Origin of the sequence: Oricola indica, assembly GCF_965227485.1 — a bacterium.
In the GTDB taxonomy this organism is placed as follows: domain Bacteria; phylum Pseudomonadota; class Alphaproteobacteria; order Rhizobiales; family Rhizobiaceae; genus Oricola; species Oricola indica.
In genome coordinates this window covers 3,447,036-3,466,624 of the sequence record NZ_OZ245747.1, presented here as the reverse complement: position 1 = coordinate 3,466,624, position 19,589 = coordinate 3,447,036, and the positions used below count along the sequence as shown (strand labels likewise).

Annotated in this window: 19 protein-coding genes; 7 read left to right on the top strand and 12 right to left on the bottom strand. The window is 62.9% G+C overall.

The features are described from left to right. The 8 genes from ACQK2M_RS17415 to ACQK2M_RS17380 all read right to left on the bottom strand — a co-directional run bounded on the left by ACQK2M_RS17415 (position 1) and on the right by ACQK2M_RS17380 (position 7,778). Positions 1 to 1,500 (bottom strand): replicative DNA helicase, encoded by a 1,500-nt coding sequence (locus ACQK2M_RS17415; protein ID WP_223476921.1) that lies wholly within the window; start codon positions 1,498 to 1,500, stop codon positions 1 to 3. 158 nt (positions 1,501 to 1,658) lie between these two features. Further along, on the bottom strand, positions 1,659 to 2,918 hold the full coding sequence (locus ACQK2M_RS17410; protein WP_425418828.1) for a class I SAM-dependent methyltransferase: 1,260 nt from the start codon (positions 2,916 to 2,918) through the stop codon (positions 1,659 to 1,661). 113 nt (positions 2,919 to 3,031) lie between these two features. Continuing rightward, the gene (gene rplI / locus ACQK2M_RS17405) at positions 3,032 to 3,655 is read right to left on the bottom strand and encodes a 50S ribosomal protein L9 (protein WP_223476919.1); all 624 of its coding nucleotides are present in this window, start codon (positions 3,653 to 3,655) and stop codon (positions 3,032 to 3,034) included. 21 nt (positions 3,656 to 3,676) lie between these two features. Further along, positions 3,677 to 4,651 (bottom strand): DUF2232 domain-containing protein, encoded by a 975-nt coding sequence (locus tag ACQK2M_RS17400; protein ID WP_425418827.1) that lies wholly within the window; start codon positions 4,649 to 4,651, stop codon positions 3,677 to 3,679. A 130-nt stretch (positions 4,652 to 4,781) separates the two neighbouring features. Further along, positions 4,782 to 5,030, bottom strand: a complete 249-nt coding sequence (gene rpsR, locus ACQK2M_RS17395) for a 30S ribosomal protein S18 (protein WP_223476917.1) — start codon at positions 5,028 to 5,030, stop codon at positions 4,782 to 4,784. After that, positions 5,030 to 5,482 carry a 30S ribosomal protein S6 gene (gene rpsF / locus ACQK2M_RS17390; RefSeq protein ID WP_425418826.1) on the bottom strand — a complete coding sequence of 151 codons (453 nt, stop codon included), beginning with the start codon at positions 5,480 to 5,482 and terminating at the stop codon, positions 5,030 to 5,032. Before rpsF ends, rpsR begins: the two co-directional genes overlap by 1 nt. A 244-nt stretch (positions 5,483 to 5,726) precedes the next feature. Continuing rightward, positions 5,727 to 6,020, bottom strand: a complete 294-nt coding sequence (locus ACQK2M_RS17385; RefSeq protein WP_425418825.1) for a hypothetical protein — start codon at positions 6,018 to 6,020, stop codon at positions 5,727 to 5,729. A 108-nt stretch (positions 6,021 to 6,128) separates the two neighbouring features. Beyond that, a complete protein-coding gene (locus tag ACQK2M_RS17380; protein WP_425418824.1) occupies positions 6,129 to 7,778 on the bottom strand; it encodes an FAD-binding dehydrogenase in 1,650 nt (549 codons plus the stop codon). A 143-nt stretch (positions 7,779 to 7,921) separates the two neighbouring features. On the opposite strand from ACQK2M_RS17380, the gene fabD reads away from it, so the two are divergent. The 7 genes from fabD (at position 7,922) to gmk (ending at position 14,290) form a co-directional block, all read left to right on the top strand. Beyond that, positions 7,922 to 8,869, top strand: a complete 948-nt coding sequence (gene fabD / locus ACQK2M_RS17375; protein WP_425418823.1) for an ACP S-malonyltransferase — start codon at positions 7,922 to 7,924, stop codon at positions 8,867 to 8,869. Between the two features lie 23 nt (positions 8,870 to 8,892). Beyond that, a complete protein-coding gene (fabG, locus tag ACQK2M_RS17370) occupies positions 8,893 to 9,630 on the top strand; it encodes a 3-oxoacyl-[acyl-carrier-protein] reductase (protein WP_425418822.1) in 738 nt (245 codons plus the stop codon). 118 nt (positions 9,631 to 9,748) lie between these two features. Further along, on the top strand, positions 9,749 to 9,985 hold the full coding sequence (locus ACQK2M_RS17365; RefSeq protein WP_223476911.1) for an acyl carrier protein: 237 nt from the start codon (positions 9,749 to 9,751) through the stop codon (positions 9,983 to 9,985). Between the two features lie 66 nt (positions 9,986 to 10,051). Next, complete coding sequence (gene fabF, locus ACQK2M_RS17360; RefSeq protein ID WP_223477269.1) at positions 10,052 to 11,314, top strand: beta-ketoacyl-ACP synthase II; 1,263 nt, start codon at positions 10,052 to 10,054, stop codon at positions 11,312 to 11,314. A gap of 184 nt (positions 11,315 to 11,498) precedes the next feature. Then, positions 11,499 to 12,680 (top strand): endolytic transglycosylase MltG, encoded by a 1,182-nt coding sequence (gene mltG / locus ACQK2M_RS17355; protein WP_425418821.1) that lies wholly within the window; start codon positions 11,499 to 11,501, stop codon positions 12,678 to 12,680. Between the two features lie 46 nt (positions 12,681 to 12,726). Further along, on the top strand, positions 12,727 to 13,614 hold the full coding sequence (locus tag ACQK2M_RS17350) for a YicC/YloC family endoribonuclease (protein WP_425418820.1): 888 nt from the start codon (positions 12,727 to 12,729) through the stop codon (positions 13,612 to 13,614). 10 nt (positions 13,615 to 13,624) lie between these two features. Then, positions 13,625 to 14,290 carry a guanylate kinase gene (gene gmk, locus ACQK2M_RS17345; RefSeq protein ID WP_425418819.1) on the top strand — a complete coding sequence of 222 codons (666 nt, stop codon included), beginning with the start codon at positions 13,625 to 13,627 and terminating at the stop codon, positions 14,288 to 14,290. 4 nt (positions 14,291 to 14,294) lie between these two features. On the opposite strand, the gene rsmA is transcribed toward gmk, so the two are convergent. The 4 genes from rsmA to ACQK2M_RS17325 form a co-directional block, all read right to left on the bottom strand. Then, complete coding sequence (rsmA, locus tag ACQK2M_RS17340) at positions 14,295 to 15,146, bottom strand: 16S rRNA (adenine(1518)-N(6)/adenine(1519)-N(6))-dimethyltransferase RsmA (RefSeq protein ID WP_425418818.1); 852 nt, start codon at positions 15,144 to 15,146, stop codon at positions 14,295 to 14,297. Beyond that, on the bottom strand, positions 15,143 to 16,174 hold the full coding sequence (gene pdxA, locus ACQK2M_RS17335) for a 4-hydroxythreonine-4-phosphate dehydrogenase PdxA (RefSeq protein WP_425418817.1): 1,032 nt from the start codon (positions 16,172 to 16,174) through the stop codon (positions 15,143 to 15,145). The genes rsmA and pdxA overlap by 4 nt, the downstream gene beginning before the upstream one ends. A gap of 22 nt (positions 16,175 to 16,196) precedes the next feature. Then, positions 16,197 to 17,141 carry a peptidylprolyl isomerase gene (locus ACQK2M_RS17330; RefSeq protein WP_425418816.1) on the bottom strand — a complete coding sequence of 315 codons (945 nt, stop codon included), beginning with the start codon at positions 17,139 to 17,141 and terminating at the stop codon, positions 16,197 to 16,199. A gap of 100 nt (positions 17,142 to 17,241) precedes the next feature. Continuing rightward, positions 17,242 to 19,542 carry an LPS-assembly protein LptD gene (locus ACQK2M_RS17325; protein WP_425418815.1) on the bottom strand — a complete coding sequence of 767 codons (2,301 nt, stop codon included), beginning with the start codon at positions 19,540 to 19,542 and terminating at the stop codon, positions 17,242 to 17,244. Positions 19,543 to 19,589: the final 47 nt, after the last annotated feature.

Here is a 19,589-nt window from a genome sequence, read left to right as displayed (position 1 = left end):
CTACTCGAACCGTTCCGGCAGGCGGTCTTCGTAAGCAAGGTCGGAGAAACGCGTAAATTCGGCCTGGAAGCCGAGCGGCACGGAGCCTGTCGGGCCATGGCGCTGCTTGGCGATAATCACTTCGGCCTTGCCCATGGCTTCGGCCAACTCGCCTTCCCAGGCCACATATTCCTCGGTGCCGGGCTTCGGTTCCTTGTTCTTGAGATAATATTCCTCGCGGTAGACGAACATCACGACGTCGGCGTCCTGCTCGATGGAACCCGATTCACGCAGGTCCGAAAGCTGAGGCCGCTTGTCGTCGCGGCTTTCCACCTGACGCGACAGCTGGGACAGAGCGATGATCGGCACGTTGAGTTCCTTCGCCAGCGCCTTGAGCCCGGTCGTGATCTCGGTGATCTCCTGAACGCGGTTCTGGCTGGCCTTGGCGGACGAACCGGTCATCAGCTGGACGTAGTCGATCACCATCACGTCGAGACCACGCTGGCGCTTCAGGCGCCGCGCGCGTGCCGCGAGCTGGGCGATGGAGATGCCGCCCGTCTGGTCGATATAGAGGGGCAGGCGCTGCATCATGTTGGAGCAGGCGACCAGTTTCTCGAAGTCGCTTTCGGTGATCTCGCCGCGGCGAATCTTGGAGGAGGAGATTTCGGTCTGCTCGGAAATGATACGTGTCGCCAGCTGTTCGGACGACATTTCCAGCGAGTAGAAGCCGACCACGCCGCCATCGACGGCCTTGACCGAACCGTCGGACTGCTGCTCGCCGTGAAACGCGTTGGCGATGTTGAAGGCGATGTTGGTGGCAAGCGACGTCTTGCCCATGCCCGGGCGTCCCGCGAGGATGATCAGGTCCGAAGGCTGCAACCCGCCCATGCGCGCGTCCAGGGCATTGATGCCGGTCGAAATGCCGGACAGGTGGCCGTCGCGCTGGAAGGCGGCGTTGGCCATGTCGATGGCGATTCGAACCGCGTCGGTGAAGGGCTGGAACCCGCCGTCATAGCGGCCGGTCTCCGCCAGTTCGAACAGTCGGCGTTCGGCGTCCTCGATCTGGTGCTGCGGGGCCATTTCCACCGGCGCGTCGAAGGCGATGTTGACCATGTCCTCGCCGATGCCGATCAGCGCGCGGCGCGTTGCGAGATCGTAGATCGCGCGTCCATAGTCTTCGGCGTTGATGATCGTGACGGCTTCGGCGGCAAGGCGAGCGAGATATTGCGAGACGGTGATATCGCCCAGTTTCTCCTCGGACGGCAGAAAGGTCTTGATCGTCACCGGATTGGAGATTTTGCCCATGCGGATCTGGTCGGCCGCAACGGCGTAGATCTGTCGATGCAACGGCTCGTAGAAATGTTCCGGCTTCAGGAAATCGGAAACCCGGTAGAAGGCGTCGTTGTTGACGAGGATCGCGCCGAGCAGGGCCTGCTCCGCCTCGATATTGTTGGGAGCCTCTCGATATAGCTCACCGCCCGAATTGGTGTCGTCGTCGAATTTGAGGGCCGCGTCAGCCATTACCGTCTCCTGCCTTGGGGGCTCACCTATAGCTCCTGATCCCCGGGTGATGGGAACGCATTGCGCTTCACGCCCGTGATTCACAGCCGGTGCACAAACTCGGAATATTTATTTTTTCCGCTTGACGATTCTAGATGATTCGAAACCCCTTTTGGGGATCATTCCGCAGCGCGTATTCCGCCCCGTTTCGCGGTGCCGCCGTGGTCGAATTCGGTGATGTAGTCGCGGGTGCGTGGTATCGAAAGCTTGTTTTTCGCCAACTGAACCTGGAACACCACCATGTCCTGGTAGCGGAACGAGGCTTCCGACGCTGCCAGGTAGAATTCCCACATCCGGGCGAATCGCTCGTCATAAAGCGCGACCGCCTCGTCGCGTCGCGCCATGAAGCGCTCGCGCCAGTTCTTCAGCGTCTCCGCGTAGTGGTCGGTCAGCACCTCGACATCGGTGACGTGCAGGCCGGATCGTTCGACCGGCTGCATGATTTCCGACAGCGCCGGAATGTAGCCGCCGGGGAAGATATATTTGCGAATGAAGGCCGAGGTCACGCTGGGCGGTCCCGTCCGCCCGATCGTGTGCATAAGCATGACGCCGTCATCCTTGAGCAGCGCGCGCGACTTGTTGAAATATTCGCTGTAGTGGTTGACGCCGACATGTTCGAACATGCCGACCGAGACGATCCGGTCGAACTGGCCGTCGATCTCGCGATAGTCGATCAGGTCGAACTGCACCCGGTCCGTCAGACCGGCTTCCTTGGCGCGCTTGCGCGAGAGCCGGAACTGCTCGTCGGAAAGCGTGACGCCGCGTACCTGCGCGCCATGCTCCTGCGCCAGCGTAAGCCCCAGTCCGCCCCATCCCGATCCGATATCGAGCACCTGCATGCCGGGCTCCAACAGCAGCTTGCCGGCGATATGCCGCTTCTTGGCGATTTGGGCGTCTTCAAGCGAGACGTTCGGATTCTCGAAATAGGCGCAGGAATACTGCCGGTCCTCGTCGAGGAACAGGTCGTAGAGACTGCGCGAAAGATCGTAGTGGTGCTGAACATTGGCCCGGGCGCGGCCGACCGGATTGAACTGGTGGACCCGTCGCAGCACAAAGCGCAGCTTGTCCGCCGGCAGCACCGGGTGGATTTCCTGGCCGGGCGCCATCGTCCGACCGGAATACACGATCTTGAGGAATGTGATCGGGTCGCCCTCCAGGAAGACGAGATCGCCGTCCATATAGGCTTCCGGGACTGCGGGATCGGGCGCGAGCGCGATGCGCCACAGGGTGCGCCATTCCCGGATTTCGATATGGACGGGGTCACCGGTCCCGTCGCCGTAGCGGCGGGTCTCCTGATCGGGAAAGGTGACCAGCAGCGAGCCTTTTAGGTCGAGCCGGTCGAGGAACCGATGCAAAAGCTTCAGTATCGACGTAGACATGCCGTTCGTCCGAAAGGACTGTTATTGAACGAAATTTGGCCCTCGTGAGTCAAGACGGCTCCGGCTGTGAAACCGGAGCCGTCTGAATTGGCTTGGTCGGCAGCGTGCCGGGATCAGGAAGCGTCTTCTTCGTCCGCTGCTTCCTCGGCCTCTTCGTTGGTCGGCTCTGCGCCTTCCTCGAAGAATTCTTCCGCATCCGGGTCGAAGGTTTCGAGCTGCGCGTCTTCATCGACGCCGTAGATCGCTTCGGCCGAGGTCAGGTCCTCGCCGGCTGCCTGGCGCTCGGCTTCGTCGGAGGAGCGGGCGACGTTCAGCGTCACCTTGGTCTCGACTTCCGGGTGAAGCACGATTTCGACTTCGTGCAGGCCGATCGCCTTGATCGGGTTCTTCAGGTCGACCTGGTTGCGCGAAACCTGGAAGCCTTCACTCGTGAGGATATCGGCGATGTCGCGGGTCGAGACAGAACCGTAAAGCTGGCCGGTTTCGCCGGCGGAGCGAACGACCGTGACAGTCTTGCCATTGAGGCCTTCGGCGATGGTCGAGGCGGCGGACTTGCGCTCGGCGTTGCGTGCCTCGATCTGGCTGCGCTCGGCTTCGAAACGGGCACGGTTGGCCGCATTGGCGCGCAGGGCGCGTCCGGTCGGGAGCAGGTAGTTGCGCGCGAAACCGTCCTTGACGGCGACTTCGTCGCCGATCTGGCCGAGCTTGGCGATGCGTTCAAGCAGAATGACTTGCATGGTTGTGGTTCCTTTCGGTGTCTAGGATTTGGGTGTTGGATTGGGTGGGGCCGGCTTCGACAGCGCTATATGCCGGCCCGCGCCGAAGATGCCGATGACGAAAAAGGCGAGAACGGTAAAACCGATAAGCACGATGCTGAGATAAGCCAGCAGCAGGATCACGGCGCGGCCGCTCATGCCCCGGGTTCGCGCGTGGACGACGGCGAGGCCGGCCATGGTGAAGCCCGCGCCGAGCGCGCCGGCGATGCTGCTGCCGGCCAGACCCAGGCCGCCGGGTACGAGGCTGATCAGAACGGCAACAAGGAAGGCGAAGGTCGCCGTGCGGGGCATGCGCAGCGCAAGCGGCCAGTCCTCCTGCGGGCGCTTCATCAGACCGGAGCGCCGCGCGATCGCCGTCGCGATGCGGATCGACAGCGTCAGGGTCAGCATCCAGAAGAAGGGCTGGGCGATGGGGACGATCGTCAGAAGGAAATCGCGCAGGCTGGCCTCGCCCTCGGGCGAGAAGACGAGCTCCGGATTGGTTTCCCGAAACCGCGCGATCAGTTCAGCTGCCAGCTCGCGGGCAAGGTCCGGTCCGAAGCCGATCAGTGCGCCGAGCACCACATAGGCGAGACCGGTAAACAGGGCATTGGCGAAAAGAACGTCGGCGAGGGGATACCAAGCGAGTTGTCCGGGCGGTCCGCCGATCTCTTCCGCGGGCCGGGCCATGTTGAGCCAGTAGCCGGTCGCGCAGGCCGGTCCGGCGATCGCGAGCGCGACAAGTGCCGCGACGAGGCCGTTTGCGAACAGGAACGTGCCCCCGACGGCGAACAATGCGCCGGTCAGCGCGGCCTTCAGCCCGAAGCCGAGGCCCGCGACCATTAGCGGGACTGGAGAAATGAAGAACATGATGACGGCGAGCATCGAACCGCTGGCCATACCGAGACACAGAAGGGCCGTTGTCGCGCCGGCAAGCGCGCCAATGCCATATATCTGCAATGTCTGCGTCTGGTTCATCTGGTCGCTGTCCTGCCGCTTCAGCAGTTAGAGGCGTATTGGCCCCAACTCGGGATTTTCGTGTCACGTCCGTACCCGGTTGCGGACGCGCAGTCGAAAGCCGGGGCGCGAACGCCCCGGCCTCGAAAAATTACTTCACCACGTAGGGGAGAAGGCCCAGGAAACGGGCGCGCTTGATGGCCTTGGCCAGTTCGCGCTGCTTCTTCTGGCTGACCGCCGTGATGCGGGACGGAACGATCTTGCCGCGCTCGGAAATGTAGCGCTGCAGGAGACGAACGTCCTTGTAGTCGATCACCGGAGCATTGGCGCCGGAGAACGGGCAGGTCTTGCGGCGACGGTGGAACGGACGGCGGGTCGGGATCTGGTTGATGTCGACCATCAGTTGGCGCTCCCACGGTTTTCGTTACGGTCTTCGCGCGGCGGGCGGTCGTCACGCGGCGGACGGTCGTCACGGTCGCGACGCGGGCCACGATCGTCGCGATCGCGGCGCGGGCCACGGTCGTCACGGTCGTTGCGCTTCATCATGGCCGACGGGCCGTCATCGAGTTCGTCGACGCGGATGGTCATGTAGCGCAGCACATCTTCGTGGATGCGCATCTGGCGCTCCATCTCCTGCACGGCGTCTGCCGGTGCGTCGATGTTCATCAGCGCGAAATGCGCCTTGCGGTTCTTGTTGATGCGGAACTGGAGCGACTTGAGCCCCCAGCTTTCCACCTTGCCAACCTTGCCGCCGCGCTCTTCGAGGATACCCTTGAAATGCGCAACAAGCTCTTCAGCCTGCTGGGACGAGATGTCCTGACGTGCAAGGAACACGTGCTCGTAATAAGCCATTGTTTCTTGCCTTTCGTTTCTCTTTCATCGGCTGGTCAGCGGCTAAGCCTCTGCGACTGTCCCGGACCTCTTGAAGAGGGAGAGAAAGGCGCTTCGAACTTGACGGGTCGAGAGCGGAGACACCGGAGGCGCGGACCTTCAGGCCCGACTATGGCAACAAGCCATCCTCCGTTCAGCCCCCAGCTGACCGGCAGATTGGGCGCTTATACAGAATTCGTCCCGAAGCGCAAGCCTCGCGACAGCCCTAGTTGTTCGCGGGATCCCGTTCCGCTGCAATCGCCATGATCAGGACTTTCCAGCTCGCCAGGCCAACCGGAATGGAGGCAAGCGCGATCAGGATGGAAAACCCGATGAGGTGCAGGTGGAAATAGCCACCGATCGCCCAGATGGCGAGGCCCGTGACAACCAGCATCTGCGAGACGACGAAGAGAACCATCCCCGTGATTCCGATCAGGATCGGCAGGGAAAGCGGCATGAGGGGTTCGGATTGGGAAACGTCTTGGGAACGGGACGAGGCGATCGCGGTCTGTTGCGACATGTCTGATACTCGAAAGAGCCACCACGCGGGGCTGTGCGTCGATAGATTTCCGCCTGCCTCACGACGATTTCAAGTCCCGATGGCGCGGGAGATGAAAATTTTTTCCATTTACCCCGCGGCCCGCCCGGCGGCGCGGCCCGAAAAGATGCAGCCGCCGAGAAACGTGCCTTCCAGCGCATTGTAGCCGTGATAACCACCGCCGCCGAAACCGGCGGCTTCGCCGGCCGCATAAAGCCCCGGCACTGGTTCGCCATTCGGTCCGAAGACGCGCGAGGTAAGATCGGTGTGCAGCCCGCCCAGCGTCTTGCGGGTCAATATGTGCAGCCGCACGGCGATCAGCGGGCCGTTGGCGGGGTCGAGGAAGCGATGCGGTTTCGCGGTCCGGATCAGCTTGTCGCCGAGATAGTTGCGCGCGCCGTTGATCGCGGTCACCTGCGCATCTTTCGAATAGGGGTTCGCGATCTGCGCGTCCCGCGCCTCGATCTGCGCCCGGATCGCCGCCGGATCGATCAGATGCGCGCCGGCAAGCTGGTTCATGCCAGCGACAAGTTCCTCCAGATTGTCGCGGACAATGAAGTCCTCGCCATGCTCCTTGAAGGCCTCGACGGCTTCCGTTGCCCCCTTGCCGAGCCGCGATTTCAAGACGGCCGCCCACTTGCCGGAGGTCAGATCGGGATTCTGCTCCGACCCGGACAGCGCGAATTCCTTCTCGATCACCTTCTGGGTCAGGATGAACCATGAATGATCGTGGCCGGTGCTGCGTAGATGTTTCAGGGTCGCCAGCGTGTCGAAGCCGGGCAGGCACGGCGCGGGCAGGCGGTTGCCCGTGGCGTCGAACCACATGGAGGAAGGGCCCGGCAGGATGCGGATGCCGTGATTCGGCCAGATCGGGTTCCAGTTGCGCAGGCCCTCCGTGTAGTGCCACATCCGGTCCTCGTTTATCGTCGCGCCGCCCGCCGCTCGGGCAATGGCGATGCCGCGCCCGTCGACATGGGCGGGCACACCGCAGACCATCTGATCGGGCGGTTCGCCAAGCCGGTCGCGCGGCCACGCCTCGCACACGGCCTCGAAATCCCCGCCGATCCCGCCGGTCGTCACGATCACATTGGCAGCTGTGAAACGGAAATCGCCGCTGACATCGCGGCTTGATTCCTTGCCGCGCTCGACATCCGTTGGTGAGAGGACGTCCCCGGAGACGCCGGTTACCGCGCCGTCTGTCGTCTCGATTGCGTTGACGCGATGCCGGAAGGCGAAGGCGACGAGACCCGCGGCATCGTGTTCCCTGACCCGCCGGATGAAAGGCGCCAGCGTGCCCGGGCCGGTACCCCAGGTAATATGAAAGCGCGGGACGGAATTGCCGTGCCCGTCGGCGAACGCGCCGCCACGCTCGGCCCACCCGACCACCGGAAACCACCGCATTCCCATCGCATGCAGCCAGGGCCGCATCTCGCCGGCGGCGAAATCGAGATAGGCTTGCGCCCACTTTTTCGGCCAGTGGTCTTCCGGCCGGTCGAACCCGGCGGACCCCATCCAGTTGATGGTCGCGAGGTCGAGACTGTCGCGAATCCGCATGCGCCTCTGTTCCGGCGTGTCGATCATGAAGAGGCCGCCAAGCGACCAGAAAGCCTGACCGCCGAGCGACTGTTCGCCCTCCTGGTCGAGGATCAGGACGCGCTTGCCGCGATCGCCCAGTTCCGCGGCCGCGGCAAGGCCGGCAAGGCCCGCACCGACAACGATGACATCGTATGAAGAGTCCAAGAATTCCTCCCGCGCCGGACCGGTCCGGCATGATACGCTCGCGGGGCTCCCTTGCAATCGCAATGCCGCGACCACCATATCCCGGTCTTGACACGGCGAGGCGTATTCACCAAACCGGCGCGAATTTCGAAACGAGGCCGCACATGACCATCGCATTCACCTTCCCCGGACAGGGCAGCCAGGCCGTTGGCATGGGCAAGGAGCTCGCCGACAGTTTTTCGGAAGCCCGCGACGTGTTCGCGGAGGTCGACGAAGCGCTCGGCGAAAAACTGACATCCACCATGTGGGACGGCCCGGAAGACAAGCTCACCCTGACCGCGAACGCGCAGCCGGCGCTGATGGCCGTTTCGGTGGCGGTCGTGCGAGTGCTTGAGGCGAATGGTTACGCGCTTGCGGAAAAGGCGGCCTATGTCGCCGGCCATTCCCTCGGCGAATATTCGGCCCATTGCGCGGCGGGCACATTTTCGCTCGCCGACACGGCACGCCTTCTTCGCATTCGCGGCAATGCCATGCAGGCGGCCGTTCCGGTCGGCGAGGGCGCGATGGCTGCGATCATCGGCCTCGAAGTCGATGATGTGGAATTCGTTTGCGAAGCGGCAGCAGGTGAAACCGGCGGCGTCTGCCAGATCGCCAATGACAATGGCGGCGGCCAGCTCGTGATATCCGGCGCGAAGGCCGCCGTGGAGCGGGCTGCCGCGCTCGCGTCCGACAAGGGTGCCAAGCGCGCCTTGATGCTTCCCGTCTCCGCGCCGTTCCATTCGGCCCTGATGGCGCCGGCCGCCGACGCGATGCGCGAGGCGCTGTCGAACGTGACGATCAACGTCCCCTCGGTGGCGGTTGTCGCCAATGTAACGGTGGCCCCGGCGACCGAACCCGCGGCCATCGCCGACCGGCTGGTCGAGCAGGTGACCGGGCAGGTGCGCTGGCGCGAAACGATCGAATGGTTCGCGGGAAACGGCGTCGCGACGCTGGCTGAAGCCGGCTCCGGCAAGGTGCTGACCGGTCTGGCGCGCCGTATCGACAGGTCGCTTGCCGGCGTTGCCATCAACACCCCCGCCGATATAGAAGCGTTCCTCCAGACGAACGCCTGACCCGAAAGCGGAAGGACGACGATATGTTTGAACTGACCGGCCGCAAGGCCCTGGTGACGGGCGCATCCGGCGGCATCGGCGAGGCGATTGCCCGCACGCTGCACGCCCAGGGCGCGATTGTCGGGCTGCACGGAACGCGTCGCGAGAAGCTCGATGCGCTTGCCGGCGATCTCGGCGACCGCGTGCACGTCTTTCCCGCCGACCTGACGGATCGTGACGCCGTCAAGGCGCTCGGCGAAACCGCCGAGGAAACCCTCGAGGGCGTGGACATCCTGGTCAACAATGCAGGCATCACCCGCGACGGGTTGTTTGTGCGCATGTCGGACGATGACTGGGATGCCGTGCTTGAGGTCAATCTGACTTCGGTCTTCCGGCTGACCCGCCAGCTCACCCACCCGATGATGCGCCGCCGCTACGGCCGCATCGTCAACATCACCTCTGTCGTCGGCGTCACCGGCAATCCCGGCCAGGCCAATTATTGCGCTTCCAAAGCGGGCATGATCGGATTTTCCAAATCGCTCGCGCAGGAAGTCGCCTCGCGCAATATCACCGTGAACTGCGTTGCTCCGGGCTTCATCGAAAGCGCGATGACCGACAAGCTCAACGACAAGCAGAAAGACGCGATCATGGGTGCGATTCCGATGAAACGCATGGGAACTGGCCCGGAAGTGGCTGCGTCCGTTGCGTTCCTTGCGGCTGAGGAAGCCGCCTACGTCACCGGTCAGACTGTCCATGTGAATGGCGGAATGGCAATGATTTAAGGGCGTTTTGCCCTTTCCTCGGGCCAACAAAGTTGTCTCAAACTATCTGTTGCGACTTGATTAGCCCGAACCTTGAAGATAACCACAATCTGAAAACTCCAAAGTCGAGGGAACCGACATGAGCGACATCGCAGAACGGGTCAAAAAGATCGTTGTTGAACATCTGGGCGTCGATGCCGAGAAAGTAACCGAAAGCGCGAGCTTTATCGACGATCTCGGCGCGGACAGCCTCGACACCGTCGAACTCGTGATGGCCTTCGAGGAAGAATTCGGCGTCGAAATCCCCGACGATGCGGCCGAGACCATCCTGACGGTCGGCGACGCCGTGAAGTTCATTGAAAAAGCCAACGCCTGATCGGCGTTGTAGCTTACCCACGCCGGCGGCAGATCCGCCGGCGTTTTCAGGTGTAGTGCGATGAATCTGCGGCGCGTTGTCGTTACCGGCATCGGCATGGTTTCGCCATTGGGCGGAAATGTCGATCACACATGGACACGAATTCTCGACGGCCAGAGTGGTGCCGGTCGGGTAACTGAGTTTGATGTGAGTGATCTGCCCGCTCAAATCGCCTGCCGCATTCCGGTTGGCGACGGCTCCGATGGCACGTTCAATGCCGACGACTGGATGGAGCCGAAGGAACAGCGCAAGGTCGACCCCTTCATCCTCTACGCGATGGCTGCGGCCGATCAGGCGCTCGCCGATGCCGATTGGCATCCCGAGACCGATGAGGATCAGATCGCGACGGGCGTGCTTGTCGGATCGGGCATCGGCGGTATCGAGGGAATCGTGGAGGCGGGCTACACGCTGCGCGACCGCGGGCCTCGCCGTGTATCTCCATTCTTCATTCCCGGCCGCCTGATCAATCTGGCCGGCGGCCAGGTATCCATTCGCCACAAGCTTCGCGGTCCGAACCATTCGGTCGTCACCGCCTGCTCGACCGGTGCCCACGCCATCGGCGATGCCAGCCGTCTGATCGCCCTGGGCGACGCCGACGTGATGGTCGCCGGCGGCACGGAATCGCCGATCAGCCGCATTTCGCTGGCCGGGTTCGCGGCGTGCAAGGCGCTTTCGACTGACCGCAACGATGATCCGACCGCCGCTTCGCGGCCTTACGACCGCGACCGTGACGGTTTCGTCATGGGTGAGGGCTCCGGCATCGTCGTGCTTGAGGAACTCGAACACGCCAAGGCGCGCGGTGCGAAGATTTATGCCGAAGTGATCGGCTACGGCCTGTCCGGTGATGCCTATCACATCACTGCGCCGTCCGAGGACGGCGAGGGCGCCGAACGCTGCATGCGCTCCGCCCTCAAGCGCGCCGGCATCGAGGCGGCCGACGTCGATTACATCAACGCGCACGGCACTTCGACGATGGCCGATACGATCGAGCTCGGCGCCGTCGAACGGGTCGTCGGAAATTCGGCCTCGAAGGTTTCCATGTCATCGACCAAGTCGTCGATCGGCCACCTGCTTGGCGCGGCCGGCGCCGTCGAAGCGATCTTCTGCATGCTCGCGATCCGTGACAATGTCGCGCCGCCGACGCTCAATCTCGACAATCCAGACGTCGAGACAGCGATAGACCTCGTGCCGCACGTCAAGCGTGAGCGCGAGATAAATGTGGCGCTGTCGAACTCGTTTGGTTTCGGCGGAACCAATGCCTCGCTGGTCCTGCGCCGCTATCAGGCGTGACCGCACAGCAAGGTTTCGCCATATTCATTTCTACACGGTACCGGCTTCCGGCGCGTAATGAATCATATGGATAGATACGTCTGACGCGGCCCGGACACTTGTATCGACACGATTACGCTGTGAAAATCGGCGATCAGCATAGGGTTTCGACGTGAGCACCGATCAGCAATTTGGGCGCAGGCCGATGGATGGAAGTCAGCCGAGCGGCTTTCGCGATACGCGCGACGAACGCATTATCCTGCAATCGCCGAAACAGGCGCTTCGCCCCGAACCGGCCGTAGGTCCGCCCAGCCGGGCCCGTCAGGCTCGAAGCCAGGTCGTCGTCTTCTTCAACTTCCTTATCACTTTGGTCGTCGTTGGCATGATCGCCATCGGCGGCGCGCTGTATTACGGCAAAGTGCGTTTCGAGGAAGCCGGACCGAGCTCGCTCGCCGTCACCCACGCCGTGCGTCCTGGCGCCAGCCTCGGGCAGATTGCATCGAGTCTCGAAAGCCGAAACATCATTTCCAACGCACGCATCTTCGAGGCGGGCGTCCGCGTCTACGGCCACGAGTCCGATTTCAAGGCCGGCGAGTATGAGTTCAAGGCGAATGCTTCCATGAAGGAAATCATGGATATCCTCGTGTCGGGCAGGGCGATCCTTCATCCCCTGACCGTGGTCGAGGGCATGACCGTCGCGCAGGCTCTCGATCGCGTCGCGGAAAACGAGCTTCTTACGGGCGAGATGCCGGAGACCTTGCCGGAAGAAGGCATGCTTGTCGCAGACACGCAGAAGTTCTCCCGCGGTACGACGCGCGCCGAACTGATCCGCACGATGGAAGCGCAGCAGCGCGCGATCATCGAGGAGACATGGGCGAACCGGCGCGCCGATCTTCCGATCGAAGACATCAACGAGTTCGTCACCCTGGCCTCCATTGTCGAGAAGGAGACCGCGGTCCCGAACGAACGCTCGCGTGTTGCCGGAGTCTTCATCAACCGTCTGCGCAAGGGCATGAAACTGCAGTCCGATCCGACGATTATCTATGGCCTGTTCGGCGGCGAGGGCAAACCGTCCGATCGCCCGATCTATCGGTCCGATATCGACAAGCCGACGCCCTACAACACCTACCAGATCGTCGGCCTGCCGCCCGGGCCGATCGCGATTCCGGGCCGCGCCGCCCTCGAAGCCGTCGCCAACCCGTCGGTCACCGACGATCTCTATTTCGTCGCCGATGGAACCGGCGGGCACGTCTTCGCGAAGACGTTGGCCGAGCACAACGCCAATGTGCGCCGCTGGCGCGAGATCGAACGGCAGCGCGCGGCAGAGGCAGCAAAGGCTGCGGAGGAAGCGGCAGCGAACGGCGAAAGCCAGCCGGCCGGGAACTGATGACCGGTCTGCGGCGCGCGCGTTCGATTGCGGCGTGGAGCGAACAATGACCGAAGTGCAGAGCATGACCGGTTTCGCCAGCGCCGCGCGCCGTGCCGATGGCGTCGAGGCGGCGTGTGATATCCGCTCCGTCAACAACAAGGGCCTCGATATCCGCCTGCGCTTGCCATCCGGCCTGGAAAGGCTGGAATCTGCGATCAAGAAACGCGTCTCCGAGCGCGTCGCGCGCGGCAGCGTGCAGGTTTTCCTCTCCGCCAAACCGGTGTCCGGCGGTGTCGTTACGCCTGTCGACGAAGAGCGCTTTCGCTTGATCGCGGAAACCGCAAGGAAGCTGGCGGACGAATGCGCGATTGCGCCGCCGACGGCCGATGGCCTCCTGTCACTGCGCGGCGTGGTACTGTCCGACGACACCGACGTAAACCTCGATCCCGAGCTCGCCGAGCAGCATTGCCTCGACGCGCTCGACGAAGCGCTCGACGCGCTTGTGATTGCGCGTGTCGGCGAGGGCGAAGCCTTGCGCTCCATACTCTCTGGCCATGTCGCGACGATCTCCGGTCTCACCGATCGCGCGGAGGCGGATCCCGGCAGCCGGCCAGAAGCGATCCGGGAGCGGCTCAAGGAACAGGTCAGCGCGCTTCTGGACGGCTCAGGCCAGTTCGACGAGGCACGCCTGCACGCCGAGGCGGCGCTTCTGGCGACCAAGACCGACATCCGCGAGGAACTGGATCGATTGCGTGCGCATGCGACGTCAGCACAGCGCATGCTTGCCGAAGGCGGCCCGATCGGTCGCAAGCTCGATTTCCTCGCCCAGGAGTTCAATCGCGAAACCAACACGATCTGCTCGAAGTCGTCGTCCGCCGCATTGACGGCCATCGGCCTCGATCTGAAAGCGGTAATCGACCAGTTTCGCGAACAGGTTCAAAATTTGCAGTGAGAAGAAAATCATGACGGACGCCGGAGACAAACGACCGCCTTCCGCCTCGATCCGGCGGCGCGGTCTCATGCTGGTCCTGTCCTCGCCGTCGGGCGCGGGCAAGTCCACCATCGCGCGCAATCTGCTCGAAACGGATGGCGGGCTGGAACTTTCCGTCAGCGTGACGACGCGCGCCCGGCGCGCAAGCGAGATCGACGGTGTCCATTATCATTTCATCACACCGCGCGACTTCGAGCGGATGCGTGACAGTGACGACCTTCTGGAATCGGCTGAGGTGCACGGCAATTTTTACGGCTCGCCACGCGATCCGGTCGAGCAGGCCATGGCCGACGGCCGTGACATTCTGTTCGATATCGACTGGCAGGGCGCGCACCAGCTTGCCGAGAAGATGCGCGCCGACGTGGTGTCGATCTTCGTGCTCCCGCCGACGATGGCGGAACTGAAGGCGCGCCTGCATCGCAGGGCCGAAGACGACGAAGCGACGATCCAGAAACGCCTGACCAATGCCGCGACGGAAATCGAGCAGTGGCGCACCTACGACTACGTCATCGTCAATGACGATCTCGATCGCGCCTTCGACAACGTCCGCGCGATCGTCAAGGCCGAGCGGCTGCGCCGGGACCGCCGCCCCGGCCTGTTCGATTTCGTTGACGGCCTGCTGAAAGAAAAGCCCTGATTCCTCAGGTCGACGCGTTCGCCAGGCGGCAGAACTCCTCGATGGAAAGCGTTTCCGCGCGCCGCGCCCCGTCTATGCCGGCGGCATCGAGCAGCGCCTGACCGCCGATCGCTTTCAGGCTCTGGCGCAGCATCTTTCGCCTTTGGCCGAAGGCGTGTTGCGTCGTCAGTGACAGGCGGCGCGCATCCGTGGCGATAGGGTCCTGGCGCGGAACCAGATGCACGACCGAGGACGTGACCTTGGGCGGTGGCCAGAAGGCCTGCGGCGGCACGTCGAACTGGATGCGCGCCTCCGTTCGCCACCCGGCGAGCACGCCGAGACGTCCGTATGAACCGCTGCCGGGCGCCGCGACGATGCGTTCCGCGACCTCGCGCTGGAACATCAGCGTCAGCGAGTCGAAGAACGGCGGCCAGGGCTCGGTTTCCAGCCAGTTCACGAGCAGTTGCGTGCCGACATTGTAGGGCAGATTGGCGACGATCTTGGCGGGCTTCTCGCCGGCGAGCGTTGCGAAATCCGCCTTGAGGGCATCGCCTTCGACGATCTCGAGCCTGCCGGGATAATGCGCTGAAATTTCTTCCAGCGCCGGCAGGCAACGGGCGTCGCGTTCGATAACGACCACCTTCGCCGCGCCATGCATCAGCAGGGCCCGCGTGAGACCGCCGGGGCCGGGGCCGACTTCGATGACCGTGTGCCCCTCAAGGTCGCCCGCCGCCCGCGCGATCCGTCCGGTCAGATTGAGGTCGAGCAGGAAATTCTGGCCGAGCGATTTCTTCGTCGCGAGACCGTGCTTCTCGATCACCGCGCGCAGCGGCGGCAATCCGTCGATTGCCGTTTTCTGTTCCGCCGCGTCGGTCACGCCGCTTCCGCCCTCCGGCTGTTTCCGGCCATTTCGGCAGCCATGCGCAGGGCCGCGATGAAACTGTCGGGCAGTGCCTTGCCCGTGCCGGCAATGTCGAACGCCGTTCCGTGGTCGGGCGAAGTGCGTATGAAGGGAAGCCCCAGCGTGGCGTTGACGCTGTCGTCGAAACCCAGCGTCTTGGCCGGGATCAGCGCCTGGTCGTGATACATGCATATGGCCGCATCGTAGGTCGCGCGCGCGCGATCATGGAACATCGTGTCGGCGGGCAGGGGGCCGCGTGCGTCGATGCCCGAAGCGACAAGTTGCTCGATCGCCGGAAGGACGATGTCGTTGTCCTCCGAGCCGAGCGCGCCGCCTTCGCCGGCATGAGGATTGAGACCGGCAACAGCGAGCCGGGGCGAGGCGATGCCGAACCGCGCGGCGAGGTCGCGATGCACGATGCGGCAGGTCTCGACGATTAGCTCCGTGGTCAGGTCGTCGAACACGCGCTGGAGCGGGATATGGATCGTCACCGGCACTGCGCGCAGCTTCGGTCCGGCAAGCATCATCACCGGCAGCACGTCCCTGCCGGTATGCTGCTTCGCCAGCGCCGCCAGATATTCGGTGTGTCCGGGATGACGAAAACCCGCATCATAAAGCGGCTTCTTGGAGATCGGTGCGGTCACGATACCGGCCGCCCGGCCTTCCATTGCATCGGCGACGGCCCTGTCTATGGCTTCAATGATACCCGGCGCATTGGCTGCGTCCGGCGCGCCTGATACGGCGGAAAACCGGTTCTGAAGGGCGAAAATGGGCAGCGCGGCGTCGAAATGCGCGGCTGTATCGCTCGGCGCGCACTCGATGATCGGGAGATCGAACCCCAATTCATGCGCGCGCGCAGCAAGCTGAAAGGGATCGGCAAGGACGTAGAAGGGCGGAAGCTCCGCTTCGCGGCGCATTCTCCAGGCCGCGAGGATGACATCGGGACCGATGCCGCCGGGATCTCCGATCGAAACGGCCAGCGGCAGCGGTGAAACCGTGTTCATTGCATCCCCTGGCCGTGATCCGTCAGCGGCGCTGGATACGGGCGTTTTCGCGCAGCAGTTTCAGTAGGTCTTCGCCGGAGTTGCCGCCGTTCTTGAGCTCCTCGGTGGAAAACTGCAACTGTGCGACACGGTCGTCCGAGACCTGCCGCGCACGGCAAACGACCAGGAATTCGACGCCATTCTCGGAATCCTTGGTACGGGTGGTCTGGCCCGCCTGCAAACCGCTGACCTCGTCTTTCCAGCCATCCGGCAATTGCAGTTCAAGCACCCGGCCGAGATCCTGCACGGTCACGTCGCGCAACTGGCTTGCCACGGCGATCGTGTTCGAGCAGTCGCCGATACGGCCGCGCATGGAGTTCGCCTCGGAACGGCGCTGAGCCAGCCTTCCGCGCTGCGATTTCGGAACCACGAAGATGACCTTTTGAAGCGTATACTCCGTCGAAGTCGGCTTGGGACCGCCGCGCTCCAGCATCTTGGCGACGACTTCCTGCTCGTTCATCAGCCCGGCGCGTCGGCCGGACTGCGCCTGAACGAGTTGTCCCCATCCGATCTGAAGCTTGATGAACTCCTTGAAGTGCTTTGCCGTGACCCCGGATTGATTCAGGATCTGCGTCATCTGCTTCGTCGACATCTTGTTGCCGCGCGCGAAAATCGCAAAGGCCTCGTTCACACGGTTCTCGGGAATGCGATATCCGGCGCGTTGGACGGCACTGCGCTTCAGCGCTTCCTCGATAAGCTCGTCGGTCGCCATCTGGGTGAGGTTGCCCTTCCGCCGCTGCAACTGCAGGAATGCCTTGCGGCGCGCGATGTCGTAGGACGTTACAGCCTGATCGTTGACAACGACCTTGATATCCGAGGCTTGGGCCGAGGAAACCGAAACGAGCGATGTCGCGGGAATGGCCATCGTCAGCGCGAGCACGGCAGCCATGGTTCTCGGTTTGCGAAGTGCTTTGGTCCAGCCAGTCATGTCCAATCCGCCATTCTGTTTGTCGTTGCCACCCCGCTATACGGGCTTCTGATCGTCGCGATGCCCCATATCTTGGGCGAAAGCATGACGGCACGAAACTCTAGTAGTTGCTGGAATCGTTGATGTCGGTCCCGAAATCGCCAAGCGTGCGCAATGCGATCCTGAAGCCGAACGTGTTCGTTTTCACGTTCGTGTTGTCGCGGGTCTGTAGCCAGTGGAGGCCGATAGCGAAGCACTCGTCGTCATAGGCGAGGCCAATTCCGGTTCGCGCTAGCCGCCGATTGGTGATGTCGTAGGTCGCGTTGCCGGAGACCCGCCAGAACTCCTCGAAACGCAATGTGGCGCTGCCGTTGACCTCCTGGCGTTCGGTCGCGAATCCGTATGTCGGCTGCGCGTCGATATAGGCGTAGCCCGCGGACGCCACGAGCGCATGAGAGGTGTAGGCCAGTTCCGCTTCCGCCCGGCGAACATCGAATGTTTTTTCATCGAAACGCCCGCGAACGGCGGTGGAGAACTTGTCCTCATAGGATGCGCCCGCCATGCCGACGAAATCGGACACATCGGTTTCAAGACCGGAGTCGGCGCCGGCATTCACCATATCCGGCGCTGCGAAGGAGTTCATGCCGGCGAGGTGATAGGACTGGCCGAACATTCCGTACAGCGCGATGTCGTCGCCCACGGCGCCGGTATATCTGACGCCGAGATTGGCGCGTGTCCCGCCCTCGACGCGGTCATAGCCGGAGAATTTGTCCCGCTCGAACAGGTTGGTCGTGTCGAAGACGAAGCTCTGTGCGTCCTCGTTGGCGAACATGCCGGCGTCCGTCTCGTCGGGCCGTACGAATATCTGTCCGATCGGCTCGATGACATGGCTCGACTGGGCGGTGGTGAAGAGAATAGGCCAGCGCATCTCGACGCCAGCTGTCACCATCCAGCGACTCATCGAGCCGTCACCTGCGATCATTGCGTCGGTGTCTGAAGTAAAGCCCGTAGTCGTTGTATTGAGATAGCCGCCGTCGGCGCGCGCCGCGACTATCGGGGAAATCGCTAGACCACCGGTTGTGACGAAGGTACGTTTCCAGTCAGTCTCCGCAGTAATTCGGCCGTTCGTTCCGTCCAACCCGTGTGTGGAGAAATTTCCGTCTCCGTAAATGCCGTTTTGATCTTCGTCGTCCCGCCAGATTCCCCGCGCATTGACGTTGAACGACAACTCGCCGCCGGCCAGCGGATAGTCGCTGATCGTGTTGTAGTCGAAGGTCGGCAACACCCACGGCTGCAAAGCGTCGCGCCCCGTGCCGTCTGCGTCGCTCTCCTGCACATCGAAGCTCATCGCATGCAGGTCGAAAAAGTTCCTGTCGTTCAGCCCGGTCAGGTAGATGTCGTTGCGCTGTACCCTGTCCGTGAAGCCCTTGATCTCGTAGGTGCGCGAGAAGTTCTTGTCGGTCTGGGCGAGCACGTCCCACCCGAAGGTCCAGCGCGGATTGACTTCGAACCGGCCTTTGGTGCCGATCATGCCGCGATTGGTGTTGGATGAATCCTGCGCCGTACTGAATGCGCCAGGCGCCATCTGATGGATGCCTGCGATCTGTAGGGAATACATGCCGTTGGTCAGCCGGTGACGGAATTCCGCCTCGCCGAGGAACCCCTGGCGCGTCATGCCCGTTCCCGTGAGCCGAAGGTCGGCATTCGGGGCGTGAGCGATGAAATAGGGGATCGACGCGCCGAAACCTGTTTCATCCGAAAAGCGGAAACTTGGAGCAAGAAAGCCTGTCTTGCGCTTCACCGTCGGATCGGCGGTCGTGAAGACCGGCAGCGACGCGAGTGGCACGCCGAGAAACTCGAAGGACGCATTCTCGAAACGGACGGTCTTTTCCGTCCCGTTCCAGATGATGCGCTGCGCCTTGATCTGCCAGATCGGCGGCTTTTCCGGGTGTTCTTCGCAGGGTGCGCAGGCCGTGTAGATGCCGTTGTTGAATGTCGTGACTTCGCCGCGTTCTCGCACCGCGCTCTCGGCGGCGAAACGGGTCTCGTCGGGCGTGACGATGCGCAACGCGTTGACGAACCCTTCGCGGAAATCGTCGGTCACGTCGAATTCGTCTGCCGTGGCGCGCGTTCCATCGGGCTGGAGAATCTCGACATTGCCGATGGCGACCAGGCGGCGAGTCATCTGGTTATAGACCAGACGGTCCGCGACCATCCGGGTTCCGCCGTAATCGACCTGAACGCCGCCGACCGCGGCAACGGTCTGGCGGTCGCGGTCATAGACCAGTTCGTCGGCCTGCAGAAGCAGCGGTGAATCGTCGTCGACGCCGGTCAGGCCGGCGACGGATTGAACGGTCTGCGCATGAACGGGAGTCGTTACGGAACCGCTGCCCAGAACAGCGGTCGCGGCAATCCCGAGCATCAATAATTTCAAGTGTTTGGACAACACCTGTCCCGCCGCTCCATTCA

Bases quoted from the DNA above. Each gene is read 5' to 3' on its own strand.
- rpsF (WP_425418826.1), bottom strand. From the start codon at position 5,482: ATGGCTTATTACGAGCACGTGTTCCTTGCACGTCAGGACATCTCGTCC.
- ACQK2M_RS17325 (WP_425418815.1), bottom strand. From the start codon at position 19,542: ATGCTCGGGATTGCCGCGACCGCTGTTCTGGGCAGCGGTTCCGTAACG.
- rplI (WP_223476919.1), bottom strand. From the start codon at position 3,655: ATGCAAGTCATTCTGCTTGAACGCATCGCCAAGCTCGGCCAGATCGGC.
- ACQK2M_RS17410 (WP_425418828.1), bottom strand. From the start codon at position 2,918: ATGTCTACGTCGATACTGAAGCTTTTGCATCGGTTCCTCGACCGGCTC.
- ACQK2M_RS17415 (WP_223476921.1), bottom strand. From the start codon at position 1,500: ATGGCTGACGCGGCCCTCAAATTCGACGACGACACCAATTCGGGCGGT.
- ACQK2M_RS17330 (WP_425418816.1), bottom strand. From the start codon at position 17,141: ATGACTGGCTGGACCAAAGCACTTCGCAAACCGAGAACCATGGCTGCC.
- fabD (WP_425418823.1), top strand. From the start codon at position 7,922: ATGACCATCGCATTCACCTTCCCCGGACAGGGCAGCCAGGCCGTTGGC.
- ACQK2M_RS17400 (WP_425418827.1), bottom strand. From the start codon at position 4,651: ATGAACCAGACGCAGACATTGCAGATATATGGCATTGGCGCGCTTGCC.
- gmk (WP_425418819.1), top strand. From the start codon at position 13,625: ATGACGGACGCCGGAGACAAACGACCGCCTTCCGCCTCGATCCGGCGG.
- ACQK2M_RS17385 (WP_425418825.1), bottom strand. From the start codon at position 6,020: ATGTCGCAACAGACCGCGATCGCCTCGTCCCGTTCCCAAGACGTTTCC.
- mltG (WP_425418821.1), top strand. From the start codon at position 11,499: ATGGATGGAAGTCAGCCGAGCGGCTTTCGCGATACGCGCGACGAACGC.
- ACQK2M_RS17350 (WP_425418820.1), top strand. From the start codon at position 12,727: ATGACCGAAGTGCAGAGCATGACCGGTTTCGCCAGCGCCGCGCGCCGT.
- rpsR (WP_223476917.1), bottom strand. From the start codon at position 5,030: ATGGTCGACATCAACCAGATCCCGACCCGCCGTCCGTTCCACCGTCGC.
- fabG (WP_425418822.1), top strand. From the start codon at position 8,893: ATGTTTGAACTGACCGGCCGCAAGGCCCTGGTGACGGGCGCATCCGGC.
- ACQK2M_RS17365 (WP_223476911.1), top strand. From the start codon at position 9,749: ATGAGCGACATCGCAGAACGGGTCAAAAAGATCGTTGTTGAACATCTG.
- pdxA (WP_425418817.1), bottom strand. From the start codon at position 16,174: ATGAACACGGTTTCACCGCTGCCGCTGGCCGTTTCGATCGGAGATCCC.